Below are 15,934 nucleotides of genomic sequence, written 5' to 3' on the forward strand. Positions count from 1 at the left end.
GCACTTCAGTGGCTGGACAGCACCACCACCGCGCCGGTGACCAGCGCAATGCCCACCCAGCCGATCGGGCGCAGCCGGTTGCCGAACAGCACGCGCCCGCAGATCGCCGTGCCGATCACCCCGATCGCACCCCACATTGCATAGGCGGTGGCCAGGTCCATTGTCTTCAGCGCCTGGCCGAGCAGCGCGAAGGCGATCCACACCAGCAAGATCGCAGCGACACCCCACGCCGGCTTACGGAAGCCATCGGACTTGGCGACCATCATGTTGGCGGCGATGTCGATCACTGCCGAGCACAGCACGAAAAGAAAGGCGGTGAGGTTCATGGCGTGTGTGCTTCGCCCAGGGTGACGCAGACGATACCCGCGGCAGCCATCAGCAGGCCGACCATCTGCTGCACCGAGAGGCTCTCCTTGAACACGACGATGCCGACCAGCGTCAACAGGGTCAGGCCAAGGCCTTCCCAGACCGCATAAGCCACCCCGACCGCGATGCCGCGCACCGACAGCGCCAGGAAGTAGTACGAAATGGCCAGCGCCACGGCCATCACCGCATAGCCGAGGTAACCGCCATGGCGGGCCGCGTCGGCCATGAACGAGGTGCCGACCACTTCGGCGACGACCGCGAGGGTCAGGCAGGCCCAGGCGATCAGACCGCCACGGGCACGGGATTGCGAATGCACGTGTGTGTGCATGGAAAGCTCCTTGATGTTGGGCCGGCGCGCACCGACGAAGGGCCGGGTACCGGGGCATCTGCCGGGGTGGCGGATACGCGTGCGTCGGTGGCGCGCCTGCAGGCACCGGCCGTGGATGGGCTGGTGGGTGCCGACCGTTGGCCGGTACGAACGGTCAGGCAATGGCGGCCCAATGACGCGATCAGTATCATCGTCAATTCCATCAGTCCAAAGATGGAATCCATCGATACAGGCGATACGTCCATGCGCTACAGCCCGGAATCCCTACGCGCGTTCGTCGAAGCCGCCGCCCTGGGCTCGTTCTCAGCCGCTGCGCGGCGCCTCAAGAAGACCCAGTCCACCATCAGCACCGGCATCGCGACGCTGGAGGCCGACCTCGGCCTGACCCTGTTCGACCGCACCAGTCGCTACCCGCAGCTGACCGAGGACGGCCGCAAGGTGCTCGGCCACGTGCAGGAGATCCTCGCCGCCGCCGAGCGCCTGGAACACCTCAGCATCCGCCTGGGCGACGCGGTCGAGCCACGCCTTACCCTGGTGTTCTCCGACATCTACCAGCTCAACCCCGACCAGCACCTGCTGCGCCGGTTCGAGCAGCGCTTCCCGGATATCGAGCTGGAGTGGCTGGATGCCGAAGGCGACGACGTCCTCGACGTGGTGGAACGTGGCCGCGCCCAGCTCGGGCTGGTGCCGCAGCAGGCGCAGTATCCATCCGCACTGGCGGTGCGGTCGCTGCCACTGCGCGCGGAAATGGCGGTATTCGTGGCGCGCGACCATCCGCTGACCCGGATCGCCACGCCGGACGAATCGCATCTGGCCGGGCATCGCCAGATCTGCCTGAGCGGCGATGCACGGTGCAGTGGCCACGCACGTGGGCGCATCTGGGCGGCCTCGGACTACCTGATGGTGCTGGAAATGGCCGAAGACGGCTTCGGCTGGGCCGAGCTGCCGCGCGACCTGGTCAGCCGCTATGGCCGCGACCAACTGGTGGAACTGCCCCTGCCGGGCTGGCCGCGCCTGATCGGTGCCGATGCGGTGTGGTCGCGCGATACCCCGCTCGGCCCGGCGGCGCTGTGGCTGCTGGATCAGTTTCTGCTGTTCCGCCCTTAGCACCGTGTGCCGGCCGGGCTTAAAGGCGACATTTGATTTAATGTTGTAGCGTCGCCGAATGTGATTTGAAATCGTGTCGCAGCGATGCGGGAGCGGTCGCATTGTAAGAAATTTCCCGACGCGTCTAGCGAATCTCCCGATTGCAAGGACACGCCGAGTCATGGTCACATCATTTTTTCCATGGATAGGACTGCGCAATGAACATACAAGCCACGCCATCAGCGGACGACGTTGATTCGGTGCACGGGGGGGTTAGACAGATCCTTCTTTCGTCACTAAGGGATCAGGGGACAGCCGTTATATCCCTGAGCGGCCCATGGGGCTCTGGAAAGACGTCTGCCGTGGAAAGAACGATCAAGGAGATGAGCGAGTCAGGCACGCACAGCTTTGCATGCGCCTCGTTGTTCGGGCTGAAGTCCCTGTCAGAACTTAAACTGGTCCTCCTCGACGACAGCATGTCGCGTACGGGCGGGCTGAGGGGACTGCTCCACGAGAAGACCCGCGGGGTGCGAAAGGAACTGGAGTCACTGCTAAGCAAAGCACATACGCTTGGTCCCATGGCCAATGAACTTGTGCTGCTTCGCTCCGGCGCGGCCTTGGCGGAGCACATCATCGTGCTGGATGACATCGAGCGAAAACACGACCAGCTCGGTATCGATGAAATTTCAGGATTCATCGACGAGCTTCGCATGCTGCACAAGTGTCGATTCGTCCTCGTCATGAACGACGCCAAACTTATAGACGAAGAGAAATGGCAACATATCCGCGAGAAAATCGTCGACAGGGAGATCAACCTAAGGCCGCGGCCTGAGCAGTCGCTGGACGTCGTGTTCCCGGTACCCGACAGGCTGCGAGCCGCATTGTCGCCCCTGATTGTCTACTGTGGAATTACCAATATCCGCGCAATCAAAAAGATCGCGGCCGAAGCCAGGCTGGCCCCGGCAGATGTGCCAGCCGACAGTGCAACCATGCGTGACTTCCTTGCACCGCTGGTGCTGTTCATGAGTATTCATTTCCGAGCGCAAACCGCATTCCCGGCATTGGAGCGACTGGCATTCGACGACGCGCACCACCTCATCAGCACGCCCGGCCTAGAGCAAGCGGCCAAGGCGCTTGGATTCTCGGTCGACGGTCCATTTACGGATTTGGTCGCACGATTGATGTTCGACGGACAGCTGCCCGTCGAACCTATGCGAACCATGCTGCAGCAAGAGTACTCCCGGGAAGACCAACATAAGCTCAAACAGGAAATCAAACAGCTGCGAGATCGCTTCGACTGGGATCCTGAGTGGTCGACTGAGGATGCAGTCACCGCCGCGCGAAGCTGCGCAACCCGCGCGGCGCATTACATCAACCACGCCCTGTTCGACGAGTCTCTCGGGCTGCTGGGCACGGTTGATGCATCGGGGGCGCTTGTGGCCTCGGCAATTAGCGACTATGAAAGACGTCTTCCTGGAAACGCAGAATCGGCCCGAATCTCAGGGTGGGATGCGGACCGCCTCAACACCGCACTTGCGAAACTCCTGCGCGAGCGCCAACTCGTTGACGATCTGGCCGAGGCAGGCGAACCTCCTGTAGAGGACGATGTCGACTTGCGCTACATGCAAGACATCGCAATCGGCGGCTATTCCTTTGGGCCGTCATACATGACGACAGAGTGGTTTCTGAGCCAGTTGCAGAAACTGAATTCGACGCAACTTCGGGAGACGGTGACCAAGCTGCTTCATCATGGCGCGTCCCGATCTCTGCCGGTAGGGCACGAGGAGTACGCTCGTGCATTCAGCGATGCATGTAAATCGATGGCGCAGAACGCATCGAATGTACGCCACGCTCGCATGCTCAAGCTCGCCTTGGAAGGCGAGCGGCCCAGATATGAAGGTTGGGGTCAGAATAACCCGTCATCACTGGTGTAATGCATATCAATCGGTGAGGTGTGCCAAGAGCGATTGGCCCGCCTCGACCTGTTACTTGTGCGCCAATGCGTAATCAATCGCCGCGCACACCGCCGCCACCTGCGCATCGTTGCACTGCTGCGGGGTGGCACGCGGACTGTCCGGGTAGACCTCGGTGGTGGTGGTGTATGTCGCGCCGGTGATGCTGGCGCACAGGCCGAGCTTCTTCAGCGGGTACTCGATCACGCCGGGGGCGACCACCGGCGAGCCGATGATTTCGTTGCGGTCGTCGGCCGGGGCGATGTGGGTCACCTGCTCCACCGCCGCGTTGACCGCGGTCTGGAACGCGGGCTGCGGGTTTTCGCTGTCGTCCACCAGATAGAAGCCATCCGGGATCAGGCCCGGCTCGAACGGCTTGCCGTCGCGCGCGGCCAGCGCCGGGCGGAACTCGCTTTCGTCGCTGTCGGTGGTTTCGTGCAGGTCGATGTGCATGAGCATGCCGTCACGCAACGGTTCGACCAGCGCCATCAGTGCGGACGATTCGGCCGCCGGGCTGTTGGCCACGAACGCGCGGTTGGGATCGATTGCATCGGCGTTCCAGCGCTGGACGCGCTCATACCCCCATGGGCTCACGCACGGCGCGACCAGCACATTGGCGCGGCCGGCATAGTCCTTGGCGCGGGTGGCCAGGAACTGCAGCGCGCCCTGCACGCCGCTGGTTTCGTAGCCGTGCACGCCACCGGTGACCAGCACGCTGGGCAACTGGGGGTTCCAATCGCGGCTGCGCACGGCAAACAGCGGGTACTGGTGCGGCGGGTAGTCCAGCGTGCCGTACTGGGTGACGTCGAAGTCCCTACGCAGGGCCTCCAGCAGCGGCAGCACGTCATCGGCGTACACACGCTGCGGCACCTGGCGGGCGCGCCATTGCGCCTTTTCAGCGGCGCCCCAAGGCTGGCCGGGGGTGCCGATGGGATAGAACGGGGCGTCGGTCATGGCGTGCTCGTCTGTACTGCGGTTCGGGCCGGCTATTTTACGCCACGCCGATCCAGCGCTTCATCGACCGGGACATCGCCCTGGGTGAGTTCGATGATGCGATGACGCAGCGCCGGATGCTCCACCAACCCGACCAGGGTGGCAGCGACGTCCTCGCGCGGTACGTCGCCATAGGCGATGGCCGGGCCGAGGGTCACCCGCCCCGTGCCGGGCGCGTCGCTGAGCGTGCCGGGGCGCAGGATCACCCAGTCCAGGTCGCTGGCGGCCAGATACACATCGGCGCGCTTCTTGACCGTCATGTAATTCTCGAAGCCCTCGCCCAGTGCCTTGCCGCGCCCGGCTTCGGGGAATGCGGACACCAGCAGGAAGCGTTTCACGTTGGCCTGCTGCGCGGCCTGCACGGCCAGCTCCAGCCCACGGCCGTCGATGGCATTGGTCACCTCCATGCCCGCGCCACCCGCGCCGGCAGTGAACACCACCACCTCGCTACCGCGCATCTGCGTGGCCAGCGTGGCGACGTCGATCCCGGTCAGGTCGCCCTGCACCGGCACGCCGCCCAGTGCGGTCAGTTCCGCCGCCTGCTCGGCGCGGCGATGCATGGCCAGCGGCTGATGGCCGCGGGCGGCCAATTGTTCGACCAGATGGCGGCCGACCTTGCCGGCGGCACCTACGATGAAGACCTTGGTCAACGGCGTGCTCCTGTCATGTATCGAGATGGACAGGGTAGCGACCGGCGCGTGACCGACCCGTGCGGCGGCGGTCCGCGCGTAGTACGCCTGCCCCTGTCAGCCGCCGGCGTACTGCGCCTCGCTGACCTGCTCCATCCAGGTCACCGGCGAGCCGTCCACGGCCTCGGCGATGGCGATATGGGTCATCGCCACGTCGGCCTTGGCCCCATGCCAGTGCTTGACCCCCGGTGCGATCCAGACGATGTCGCCCGAGCGGATCTCCTGCACCGGCTTGCCCCACTCCTGCACGCTGCCCACGCCTGCGGTGACGATCAGGGTCTGGCCGAGCGGATGGGTATGCCAGGCGGTGCGCGCGCCGGGCTCGAAGGTGACCGTGGCACCACCCACGCGCGCCGGTGCGGGCCGCTGGAACGGGGCATCGATGCGCACCGTGCCGGTGAAGTAGTCGGCCGGGCCGGCGGCCGAGGCGGTGCTGCCGGCGCGGGCGATCTGGATCGGGGCCTGCGCGTCGGGCGTGGCGACGGCGGCCATCGACAACAGGGCGGTACTCAACAGGTCCATGGAAGTCTCCTCAGAACGGGAAGCGGCTCCGCTGCGCGGGTGTTCCCACGGCGGCGGCAGGAGGTGCCACTGTAGCCCCGCAACCGCCAGGGACTTCCCCGCGCAGCTGGCATGCTGTCATGAAGCGTACTCATCAATGCGCCAGCAGTGACGCCTTGCGCTCACCAGTGGTACGCGCCCATCATGGCCGCACGTGAATCGCACGCCCGCTGGAGCGCCTGCATGGCCCGTGAGAACTTCAACGACCTGCAGGTATTTCTCACCGTCGCGCGCGAGCGCAGCTTCACCCGCGCGGCCGCCCAGCTCGGGGTGTCCCAGTCTGCGCTGAGCCACACCATGCGCGGCCTGGAAGAACGTCTCGGCGTGCGCCTGCTGACCCGCACCACGCGCAGCGTGTCGATGACCGAAGCTGGCGAGCGCCTGTACGACACGGTCGCGCCCCGCATGCAGGAGATCGAGGCCGAGCTGGTGGCGATCACCGATTACCGCGACCCCCCCGCCGGCACCATCCGCATCACCACCGCCGAACACGCCGCCAACAGCATCGCGTGGCCGCGGCTGAGCGCGGTGCTGCCCAACTACCCGGACCTGCGGGTCGAACTCACGGTCGATTACGGCCTGGCCGACATCGTGGCCCAGCGCTACGACATCGGCATCCGCCTGGGCGGGCGCGTAGCCAAGGACATGATCGCCGTGCCGATCAGCGGGCCGCAGCGGATGGCGATCGTGGCCAGCCCGACCTACTTCGCCGGTCATGTGGCGCCACGGACACCGGACGATCTGGGCGCGCACGACTGCATCGGCCTGCGCCTGCCCACCCACGGCGGGCTGATGGTGTGGGACCTGCAGAAGGATGGCCAGGAGGTCAACGTGCGCGTGGCCGGCCAATGGACCTTCAACGGCAGCAGCGCAATGCTGCGCGCCACGTTGGCGGGCGCGGGGCTGGCCTACCTGCCCGAGGACATGGTGCTGGAGCACGTGCGCGCCGGCCGCCTGCTGCGGGTGATGGAGGACTGGTGCGATGTGTTCGACGGGTATTACGCCTATTACCCGAGCCGCCGACAGTCCTCCAGCGCGATGCGCGTGGTCATCCAGGCGCTGCGCGCCAACCCGTAGAGCCGACCGTTGGTCGGCTGCCACGTAGAGCCGACCGTTGGTCGGCTGCTCTCCGTCGGGTTCCGTGACGGTGTGACAGCCGACCAACGGTCGGCTCTACGCGCGGTTCACGGGCGCAGCAGCACCTTACCGTTGCGGCCCGGCTCCAGGCTGGCCTTGGCCGCGGCAGCCACGTCATCGAGGCCGAATACCGCATCCACCGGCAGGCTCAGCCCGCCGCGTGCGGCCAGCTGCAGCAGTTCGCCGACCAGGCGGCGCTTGTCTTCCGGCGCCATCGCCTGGCTGACCTTGCTGCCCCAGAAGCCCTTCACCGTGGCCTGCTTGAAGATCACATCGCCCGAGTTGAGCTGCATCGGCTCGCCGGTCATCGACCCGAAGGACACCAGCGTGCCGCCATCACCCAGCAGGGTCATCAACTCGCTGCTGGCGCGGCCGCCGACCGAATCCACCGCCGCAACGATGGGCTGGTCGCCGGTCTTGGCCTGCACCTTCGCCATCCAGTCCGACTGTGCAGTCGACACGGTGTGCTCGATGCCCAACGCGTCCATCTCGGCCACGCCCGCATCACGCCGCACCAGGTTTACGCAGTGCACGCCCCGCGCCTTGGCCAGCATCGCCAGTGCCTTGCCGACCGCGCCATTGGCTGCGTTCTGCAGGATCCACTGGCCCGGCTTGACCTGCAGGAACTCCAGCAGCATCAGCGCGCTCAACGGCATCGCAATGAGCTGCGCGGCGGTCTCGTCGTTGATCGCCTCGGGCATCGGAATCACCATTTTTGCCGGTGCCACGAAATACGCCGCCCACGTGCCATGCACCGAGGCGGCACTGACCCGCTGCCCGACGCTCAGGCCGTCGACGCCCTCGCCGAGCGCATCGATCACGCCGGTCGCTTCGCTGCCCCCGATGGCCGGCAGCGTCGGCTTGTAGCCGTATTGCCCGCGCACGGTCCACAGGTCGTGGTTGTGGATGGGGGCCAGGACGGTGCGGATGCGCACCTCGCCCTTGCCCGGCTGCGGCATTGCCGCGTCGCCGCCGTGCAGCACCACCGTGGGATCACCGAATGTTTCATGCAATGCAGCGCGCATGTGTTTTCTCCTGTTGCTGGATCGAGGTTGCCGGGCAAGGCCGGCCCTACGTTGTTGAAGAAGGTTGCCGGGCATTGCTCGGCGTTATGGTGTTGACGGTCACCGGAGCGTGCCCGGCGGCGCGTCATGGAAGCGTCGCGGGACCCGCCTCAGCGGCGGTGCCGATGCGCAGCCACCACCGCCGCGCGCGGCTGGCGCCAGGCGCGTGCGCGCAGCACCAGGGTCTGCAGCACCAGCAACGCGGCCACTGCCAGCGCCAGCACCGACACCGTATCGGCGCCGGGCAGGCGCCAGCCGGACTGCTTCACATACACACCCACCAGCGCCCACACCACGGCGGCCGGATAGGCGAAATGACCCCGCAGGCGCTGGTTGACCGACCACGCCAGCAGCGTGGCCGCCGCCAGCAGCACCACGCTCCAGGTGAACATGTCCGCGGTTGGCAGCCATTGATAGGCCACGATCACCTGCGCCGTATTGAGGAAGGCCGCCATCGACAACCAGCCGGCATGCAATGCCAGCGGATAGGCCGCCCACGCACGCTGCCCGGCACTGGCCTCCGGCGGTGCCGCGCGGACCGCCGCGACAATCAGGCACACCAGGGCGGCCCAGATGATCGCCAGCGCCGGCAGGAACCATTGGTTGGAAAACACCGGCATCCACACCGCGGTGAGCACGAAGCCGGTGGCCGCCCAGCCGCGTACGCCGACCAGGTCCGGCTTGCGGCGGCGCAGCTGCCACAGCCCGAACGCCACGTCCCACAGGAAGATCAGGCCCCAGATCGCGAACGCATAGCCCGCTGCGACCAGCAGGGTCGGATAACGGTCGGAAATCGCACCGTTGGTCGGGCCGAACGCACCGGATTGCGAAAACCACGACACCACCGGCATGGCCAAGGCGGCCAACAACACGATCCAACGCATGCATCCACTCCAACTCAAAGAGCGGTGACGATACGCGGTTAACGGTTAAGGGGGTGGCATCGCCCTGGTCGCATGGCCGGATCGCACCATCAAACGGCCCGTCATTGCAATCACTTACTAAGATAGCCTTTGCTATATTGCGGTCATGGACATCCAACGCCGCCCACCCACCGCGCCTGCCTGGCCCTCCTCCAGCGGGCACAGCCCGAGCCTGGGCGAGATGAACGCCAGCGTCGCGGTGCCGCAGGGTGGGCACTGGTGGTTTCGGCTGCTGGCCTTCCTCGGGCCGGGGTACATGGTCTCGGTGGGCTACATGGACCCGGGCAACTGGGCCACCGACATCGCCGGCGGCGCGCAGTTCGGTTATCTCCTCCTGTCGGTGATCCTGCTCTCCAACCTGATGGCCATCGTGTTGCAGGGGCTGTCGGCGCGGCTGGGCATCGCCACCGGGCGCGACCTGGCCCAGGCCTGCCGCGACCACTATTCCAGACCGGTCAACCTGACCCTGTGGCTGCTGTGCGAGATCGCGATCATCGCCTGCGACCTGGCCGAGGTGATCGGCACCGCCATCGCGCTGAAGCTGCTGTTCGGCATCCCGCTCGTGGCCGGGGCGATCATCACCGCCATCGATGTGGTGCTGGTGCTGTGGCTGATGAACCGGGGATTCCGGGCACTGGAGGCGTTCGTGATCGCGCTGCTGCTGGTGATCTTCGCTTGCTTTGCGATCCAGATCGGACTGGCGGCGCCACCGCTGCAGGCCGTGCTTGCCGGCTTCATTCCGCGCGCGGAAGTGGTCACCCATCCGCATGCGCTGTACCTGGCCATCGGCATCATCGGGGCCACGGTGATGCCGCACAACCTGTACCTGCACTCGTCGATCGTGCAGACCCGCGCCTACCCGCGCACCGAGGAAGGCCGTCGCAGCGCGCTGCGCTGGGCGGTCACCGACAGCACCCTTGCCTTGATGCTGGCGTTGTTCATCAACGCATCGATCCTGATCCTGGCCGCTGCCGTATTCCATGCGCAGGGACGCACCGATGTGCAGGAGATCGAACAGGCCTACGAACTGCTGGCGCCAATGCTGGGCGTCGGGCTGGCGTCCACCCTGTTTGCGGTCGCCCTGCTCGCCTCGGGCATCAATTCCACGGTCACCGCCACGCTGGCCGGGCAGATCGTGATGGAAGGATTCCTGCGGCTGCGCATTCCGCCCTGGGCGCGGCGTCTGATCACCCGCGGCATCGCGATCGTGCCGGTGGTGATCGTTACCGCGATCTATGGCGAACAGGGCACCGCGCGCCTGTTGGTGCTGAGCCAGGTGCTGCTGTCGATGCAGTTGCCGTTCGCGGTGGTGCCGCTGGTGCGCCTGGTTTCGGACAAGGCCAAGATGGGGCCGCTGGTGGCGCCGCGTTGGCTGATCGCGCTGGCGTGGTTGGTCGGGGCGGTGATCATCGTGCTCAACGTGAAGTTGTTGGTGGATACGCTGGCCTGACCCCGCGCAGCAGCGCACGGAAACGCGGGCAGTCCAGGTGGCTGCTGGCCCGGCACGCCGCCGCGTGGCGCAGGCCATCGCGCATGGCGGCCATGCGTACGATGGCCAGGTCCAGTTCGTCGGCCTTGGCCAGCAGTCGCGCGCGGTCGATGCGCGTGCCGCCGTCCGCGGCCAACATCGTAGCGATCTCCTCCAGCGACAAGCCCGCAGCCCGGCCCAGCGCAATCAACGCCAGCCGCTCCAGCACGTCTTCGGCGTACACCCGGCGCAACCCGCGTCGGCCGATCGGCTGCACCAGCCCCTTTTCTTCGTAATAGCGCAGTGCCGACGCCGCCAGCCCCGCGCGGCGCGCCACCTCGGCGATATCCAGTTCGCGCATTGCTTGACCTCAAGTGCACTTGAAGTGGCAGAGTGCAGGCTCCCTTCCCTGCTGGCAAGCCCAGAACGAGCCCCTCATGCCCGACACCGCACAACACACCCTGTGGAACGGCCCCGCCGGTCACGCCTGGGTAAAGGCGGAACGGATCCTGGACCAGATGTTTGCCCCGTTCGCCACACAGCTGGCACAGGCCATACCGACCGATTCACCTGCAACGGTGCTGGACGTGGGCTGTGGCACCGGCGCGGTAAGTCTGGAGATTGCGACGCGACTGGGCAGCGGCGGCCACTGCACCGGCGTGGACATTTCCACCCCGCTGATCACGCGCGCCATCACGCGCGCTGCGTCCGCAGGACTGCCGGTGGATTTCAGGGTGGGCGATGCACAGCGGCTTGCGTCGCTGCCCGCCTCGTTCGACCGGATTGTGTCGCGCTTCGGGGTGATGTTCTTCGATGACCCGGTGATGGCCTTCTCCAACCTCCGCCAGGCAACCCGCAACGGTGGCGGCCTGCATGCGATCGCCTGGCGCAGCGCCGCCGAAAATCCGTTCATGACCGCCGCCGAGCGCGCCACGGCACACCTGTTGACGCTCCCCGCACGCGTTGCCGATGCGCCGGGGCAGTTCGCGTTTGCGGACCGGGACCGGGTGATCGGCATTCTCACCGATGCGGGATGGCAGAACATTGACGTTGTTGCGCAGGATGTTGCCTGCGAGATCGCCGCCGCGGACCTGCCTGCCTATGTGACGTTGTTGGGCCCGGTCGGTTCGGCGCTGCGCAGCGGGGACATCGAACCGGCGCTGCATGCACGGGTATTGCAGGCGATCGACGAGGCGTTTGCGCCGTTCGTGGTGGGGGACAGGGTGCGATTCGTTGCCGCGTGTTGGGAGGTGCGGGCGCTCGCGCATCCATCGCGCTGTGGCCAGTAGCAGCATCGCATCCGTGCGCGGTGCGCGTGCCGACCCTGGCGCGCTCATCCGCATCGCCTCACGTGCGGGTGGGCGTCAGCCGCGTGCGGACCTTGGCCGCCATCTCCGCCTCGCTCAGTGCGTACCCGAGCACCTCCTGCAGCTTGCCGTCGGCACCGAGGAGGAACCACGACGCGGTGTGCTCGAACGTGGCCGCCTCGCCCTCGCCAACACGCTGGTAGCTCACGCCCAGGCTTTCGGCGACGGCACGCGTGCCCGCCTCATCCCCCGCCAGCCCGATGAACGCCGGGTCGAACGCGGCCAGATACGCGCGCAGATGCGTCGGGGTGTCGCGCTGCGGATCGACGGTGATGAACACCACCTGCAGGTGCTCCGCCAGCGGCCCGAGCTGGTGCTTGAGCTGTACCGCCCTGACCAGGCTCAGCGGGCACACTTCCGGGCAATGGGTGAAACCGAAGAACAGCAGCGTGGGCTTGCCGCGCAGCCCGCTGATCGAGAGCGTGCGGCCATCGCTGCTATGCAGCGCCACCGACTCCAGTGCGGCCTGCCCCATGATTGGTGCCTGGCCTCCACTGCAGCCGGCCAGAAGGGCCAGGCACAACGCGCCGCCGAGCCAACCGCGCCTCATCGCCCTGCCCCATGCCCGTGCAACTGTGCGCTGCTGCCGTCGCGCACCACGAAATCCACCTGCTGCTCACCGTCCCGGGCGAACTGCAGGCGCACCCGTACCGGTTGACCCTCCTGCAGCGGGCGCGTGGGCATCATCAACATCAGGTGGTAGCCGCCGGGCTGCAGCGCGGTGACCTTGCCGGCCGGCAGCACCAGCCCCTCCGGCAGCGCCTGCATGCGCATCAGCTCACCGTCCATGCGCATCGCATGGATCTGCACCTGGCCAAAGCCGGTGGCCGTGGCTGCCAGCAATCGGTCTTCCCTGCCGTGGTTGTAGAGCTGCACGTAGCCCGCGGCCACGTTGGCAGCCGGCGGCGGCAGGCGGATCCATGCGTGGCTGGCCACTACGGCGGTACGCGCGCGTGGCGCAGTCGTTGCATTGCCTGCGCGCGCCGCGCCAAGGCTCAGCGCCATGACGATCCCCAGGCAGGACACCCATCGGTTCATGGCCCTGCTCACAGCTGCATCGGCATCATGTTCTGGGTGGCGTTGTGCATCACCCACAGCGAGCCGGCCACCACGATGGCGATCAGGAAGGCGGTGCACAGGAAGATGCCGGTGTTCTCGCGCTGGCTGCGGCCGGCGCCGATATGCAGGAACAGCACCAGCTGGGCGACCAGCTGCACCACGCACAGCACCACGATGGCGGTCAGCCGCAGCGGCTGCGGCACCAGGTCGGTCATGACCGCGCCGAACGAGGCGCCGGTGAGCACCACGCACAGCAGCAGGCCGAGGATATAGCCCTTCAAGGTGGCATGGCCGCCACCGTGATCGGCATCAGGCGCGTTCGCGCTCATACAAACTCCCTCAGGTAGACGAAGGTGAACACACAGATCCAGATCAGATCCAGGAAGTGCCAGAACAGGCTCAGGCAGGCCAGCCGGCGGCGGACCACGCCATCCAAGCCGAACTTCAGCACCTGGTGGATCATGATCGCCAGCCACAGCAGGCCGAAGCTGACGTGCAGGCCGTGGGTGGCCACCAGGGTGAAGTACGCCGACAGGTAGGCGCTCACATCCGGGGTGGCACCTTCATGGATCAGCTCGGCGAACTCATAGAGCTCCATGCCGATGAAGCCCGCGCCGAGCAGGCCGGTCATCGCCAGCCAGCCGACCACCTGGTTGCGCTTGCCCGCCTGCATGCCCAGCATCGCCACGCCGAAGGTGAAGCTGCTGAGCAGCAGCAGGACCGTCTCGGCCAGCACGAAGCCGAGCTTGAACAGTTCCTCGCCGCTGGGGCCATCGGCTGTTCCGTTGAGCAGGACACCAAAGGTGGCGAACAGCACCGCGAAGATCAGGCAGTCGCCCATCAGGTACATCCAGAAGCCCACGATGGTCTTGTTGCCGTCGTCGTGGTGCGCGTGGCCGTGGTCGTGATGACCGGCCGCGAGCGGGCCGTGCTGCGTGGCAGCGGTCAGGGTATCTCCGCTCATGCCTTGGCTCCTTCCATGCGCGCGAAGTGCGCGTCTTCAATGCGCTTCACCTCGGCGGCGGGCACGTAGTAGTCCACGTCACGGTCATAGGAGCGCAGCACGAAGGTGGCGATCACGCCGATCAGGCCGATCCCCGCCAGCACCCACATATGCCAGACCAGGGCGAAACACAGCACCAGGCTGAACACCGAGATCACCACGCCGGCGGCGGTATTGCGCGGCATATGGATGTCCTCGTACGTGGTCTGGCGCTGCCAGGCGCGGCCGTGCTGCTTGTCGTCCCAGTGCTGCTCCAGCGAGGTGATCGAGGGCAGCGTGGCGAAGTTGTAGAACGGCGGTGGCGAGGATGTGGCCCACTCCAGGCTGCGTGCATTCCACGGGTCGCCGGTGAGGTCCAGGTTGGCCTTGCGGTCGCGGACACTCACGTAGAACTGGATGAACATCGCCGCGATGCCGGCGGCGATCACCAGTGCGCCGATGGCCGCCACGATCAACCACGGCTGGTAACCCTCGACCGCGTAGTGGTTCATGCGCCGTGTCATCCCCTTGAAGCCCAGCACGTACAGCGGCATGAAGGCCAGGTAGAAACCAACCAGCCAGCACCAGAACGACACCTTGCCCCAGCGCTCATTGAGGGTGAAACCGAACGCCTTCGGGAACCAGAAGGTGATACCGGCCAGGCAGCCGAACACCACGCCGCCGATGATCACGTTATGGAAGTGCGCGATCAGGAACAGGCTGTTGTGCAACACGAAATCCGCACCCGGAATGGCCAGCATCACACCGGTCATGCCGCCCAGCGCGAAGGTGACCATGAAGCCGATCGTCCACATCGTCGAGGAGTGGTAACGGATGCGGCCGCGGTACATGGTGAACAGCCAGTTGAACAGCTTCACCCCGGTGGGGATGGAAATGATCGAGGTCATGATGCCGAAGAACGCGTTGACGTTCGCGCCCGAGCCCATGGTGAAGAAGTGGTGCAGCCAGACGAAGAACGACAGCACGCCGATCGAACAGGTGGCGTACACCATCGAGCGGTAGCCGAACAGCGGCTTGCCGGAGAAGGTGGCGATGATCTCGGAGAACGCACCGAAGCACGGCAGGATCAGCACGTAGACTTCCGGGTGGCCCCAGATCCAGATCAGGTTGACGTACATCATGGCGTTGCCGCCGGCATCGTTGGTGAAGAAGTGCATGCCGAAGTAACGGTCCATGCTCAGCAGCACCAGGGTGGCGGTCAGCACCGGGAAGATCGCCACGATCAGGATGTTGGTGATCAGCGCGGTCCAGGTGAACACCGGCATCTTCATCAGGTCCATGCCCGGCGCACGCATCTTGAGGATGGTGACGATGAAGTTCAGGCCGGTCAGCGTGGTGCCGATGCCCGATACCTGCAGTGACCAGATGTAGTAGTCCACGCCCACCGTGGGGCTGTACTCGATCCCCGACAGCGGTGGATAGGCCACCCAGCCGGTGGCGGCGAAGTCGCCGACGAACATCGACAGCATCACCAGCACCGCGCCCACCGCCGACAGCCAGAAGCTGAGCGAGTTGACGAACGGGAAGGCCACATCGCGCGCACCGATCTGCAACGGCACCACGATGTTCATCAGGCCCACGATGAGCGGGGTCGCCACGAAGAAGATCATGATCACCCCGTGCGCGGTGAAGATCTGGTCGTAGTGTTCCGGCGGCAGGTAGCCGGCGCTGTCATTGGCGGCGATGGCCTGCTGGGCGCGCATCATCAGCGCATCGGCGAAGCCGCGCACCAGCATGACCAGGGCCAGCAGGATGTACATCACGCCGATCTTCTTGTGGTCCACCGAGGTGATCCACTCGGTCCACAGGTAGCCCCACTTCTTGAAGTAGGTGATCGCCGCGATGATCGCCACGCCGAGCAGCAGCGACCCGGCCAGTGCCGACATGATGATCGGATCGTGGTAGGGAATCGCTTCGAGGTTCAACTTTCCAAGCACA

General features: G+C 66.0%; 18 protein-coding genes. 5 read left to right on the plus strand and 13 right to left on the minus strand.

The genetic code is table 11. From position 1 onward, the window contains the following. Window positions 1-5: 5 nt before the first annotated feature. Both NR101_RS00525 and NR101_RS00530 read right to left on the minus strand, forming a co-directional pair. Window positions 6-326, minus strand: coding sequence for a multidrug efflux SMR transporter (locus tag NR101_RS00525; protein WP_256774267.1), 321 nt, complete (start codon window positions 324-326; stop codon window positions 6-8). After that, window positions 323-694 (minus strand): multidrug efflux SMR transporter, encoded by a 372-nt coding sequence (locus NR101_RS00530; RefSeq protein ID WP_256774266.1) that lies wholly within the window; start codon window positions 692-694, stop codon window positions 323-325. The genes NR101_RS00525 and NR101_RS00530 overlap by 4 nt, the downstream gene beginning before the upstream one ends. Before the next feature lie 243 nt (window positions 695-937). Between NR101_RS00530 and NR101_RS00535 the strand changes: the two genes are divergently transcribed. Both NR101_RS00535 and NR101_RS00540 read left to right on the plus strand, forming a co-directional pair. Further along, a complete protein-coding gene (locus NR101_RS00535; RefSeq protein WP_256774265.1) occupies window positions 938-1,801 on the plus strand; it encodes a LysR family transcriptional regulator in 864 nt (287 codons plus the stop codon). A 197-nt stretch (window positions 1,802-1,998) separates the two neighbouring features. Further along, window positions 1,999-3,714 (plus strand): P-loop NTPase fold protein, encoded by a 1,716-nt coding sequence (locus NR101_RS00540; protein ID WP_256774264.1) that lies wholly within the window; start codon window positions 1,999-2,001, stop codon window positions 3,712-3,714. Between the two features lie 51 nt (window positions 3,715-3,765). Here NR101_RS00540 and NR101_RS00545 read toward each other — a convergent pair whose 3' ends face one another. The 3 genes from NR101_RS00545 to NR101_RS00555 all read right to left on the minus strand — a co-directional run bounded on the left by NR101_RS00545 (window position 3,766) and on the right by NR101_RS00555 (window position 5,936). After that, on the minus strand, window positions 3,766-4,686 hold the full coding sequence (locus NR101_RS00545; protein WP_256774263.1) for a M14 family metallocarboxypeptidase: 921 nt from the start codon (window positions 4,684-4,686) through the stop codon (window positions 3,766-3,768). A 32-nt stretch (window positions 4,687-4,718) separates the two neighbouring features. Next, window positions 4,719-5,375: an SDR family oxidoreductase gene (locus tag NR101_RS00550; RefSeq protein WP_256774262.1), complete on the minus strand. Its 657-nt coding sequence runs from the start codon at window positions 5,373-5,375 to the stop codon at window positions 4,719-4,721. Between the two features lie 96 nt (window positions 5,376-5,471). Beyond that, window positions 5,472-5,936: a cupin domain-containing protein gene (locus tag NR101_RS00555; protein WP_256774261.1), complete on the minus strand. Its 465-nt coding sequence runs from the start codon at window positions 5,934-5,936 to the stop codon at window positions 5,472-5,474. Between the two features lie 222 nt (window positions 5,937-6,158). Here NR101_RS00555 and NR101_RS00560 point away from each other — a divergent pair, with 222 nt between their 5' ends. Beyond that, on the plus strand, window positions 6,159-7,052 hold the full coding sequence (locus NR101_RS00560) for a LysR family transcriptional regulator (protein ID WP_256777682.1): 894 nt from the start codon (window positions 6,159-6,161) through the stop codon (window positions 7,050-7,052). A 107-nt stretch (window positions 7,053-7,159) separates the two neighbouring features. Here the strand turns inward: NR101_RS00560 and NR101_RS00565 are convergent, their stop codons facing one another. Both NR101_RS00565 and NR101_RS00570 read right to left on the minus strand, forming a co-directional pair. After that, the gene (locus tag NR101_RS00565; RefSeq protein WP_256774259.1) at window positions 7,160-8,137 is read right to left on the minus strand and encodes a zinc-binding dehydrogenase; all 978 of its coding nucleotides are present in this window, start codon (window positions 8,135-8,137) and stop codon (window positions 7,160-7,162) included. 149 nt (window positions 8,138-8,286) lie between these two features. Then, window positions 8,287-9,060 carry a hypothetical protein gene (locus tag NR101_RS00570; RefSeq protein WP_256774258.1) on the minus strand — a complete coding sequence of 258 codons (774 nt, stop codon included), beginning with the start codon at window positions 9,058-9,060 and terminating at the stop codon, window positions 8,287-8,289. Window positions 9,061-9,280: 220 nt separating this feature from the next. Between NR101_RS00570 and NR101_RS00575 the strand changes: the two genes are divergently transcribed. Further along, entirely contained in the window at window positions 9,281-10,549 is a 1,269-nt protein-coding gene (locus tag NR101_RS00575) for an Nramp family divalent metal transporter (protein WP_256774375.1), read from the plus strand. On the opposite strand, the gene NR101_RS00580 is transcribed toward NR101_RS00575, so the two are convergent. Beyond that, window positions 10,515-10,928, minus strand: a complete 414-nt coding sequence (locus NR101_RS00580; RefSeq protein ID WP_256774257.1) for a helix-turn-helix domain-containing protein — start codon at window positions 10,926-10,928, stop codon at window positions 10,515-10,517. The genes NR101_RS00575 and NR101_RS00580 overlap by 35 nt on opposite strands. 76 nt (window positions 10,929-11,004) lie before the next feature. Here NR101_RS00580 and NR101_RS00585 point away from each other — a divergent pair, with 76 nt between their 5' ends. Continuing rightward, complete coding sequence (locus tag NR101_RS00585) at window positions 11,005-11,856, plus strand: class I SAM-dependent methyltransferase (protein ID WP_306175322.1); 852 nt, start codon at window positions 11,005-11,007, stop codon at window positions 11,854-11,856. Between the two features lie 58 nt (window positions 11,857-11,914). Here NR101_RS00585 and NR101_RS00590 read toward each other — a convergent pair whose 3' ends face one another. From NR101_RS00590 to cyoB, 5 genes are all read right to left on the minus strand, one after another. Then, window positions 11,915-12,409 (minus strand): SCO family protein, encoded by a 495-nt coding sequence (locus tag NR101_RS00590; RefSeq protein WP_256774256.1) that lies wholly within the window; start codon window positions 12,407-12,409, stop codon window positions 11,915-11,917. A 71-nt stretch (window positions 12,410-12,480) separates the two neighbouring features. After that, window positions 12,481-12,972, minus strand: a complete 492-nt coding sequence (locus NR101_RS00595; protein ID WP_256774255.1) for a copper chaperone PCu(A)C — start codon at window positions 12,970-12,972, stop codon at window positions 12,481-12,483. A gap of 8 nt (window positions 12,973-12,980) precedes the next feature. Then, complete coding sequence (cyoD, locus tag NR101_RS00600; RefSeq protein WP_256774254.1) at window positions 12,981-13,322, minus strand: cytochrome o ubiquinol oxidase subunit IV; 342 nt, start codon at window positions 13,320-13,322, stop codon at window positions 12,981-12,983. Beyond that, window positions 13,319-13,957, minus strand: a complete 639-nt coding sequence (cyoC, locus tag NR101_RS00605) for a cytochrome o ubiquinol oxidase subunit III (RefSeq protein ID WP_256774253.1) — start codon at window positions 13,955-13,957, stop codon at window positions 13,319-13,321. The genes cyoD and cyoC overlap by 4 nt, the downstream gene beginning before the upstream one ends. Next, window positions 13,954-15,933 (minus strand): cytochrome o ubiquinol oxidase subunit I, encoded by a 1,980-nt coding sequence (gene cyoB, locus NR101_RS00610; protein ID WP_256774252.1) that lies wholly within the window; start codon window positions 15,931-15,933, stop codon window positions 13,954-13,956. The genes cyoC and cyoB overlap by 4 nt, the downstream gene beginning before the upstream one ends. Between the last annotated feature and the right edge of the window lies 1 nt (window position 15,934).

It is taken from the genome of Stenotrophomonas sp. Ste86 (assembly GCF_024519465.1).
Lineage (GTDB): Bacteria > Pseudomonadota > Gammaproteobacteria > Xanthomonadales > Xanthomonadaceae > Stenotrophomonas.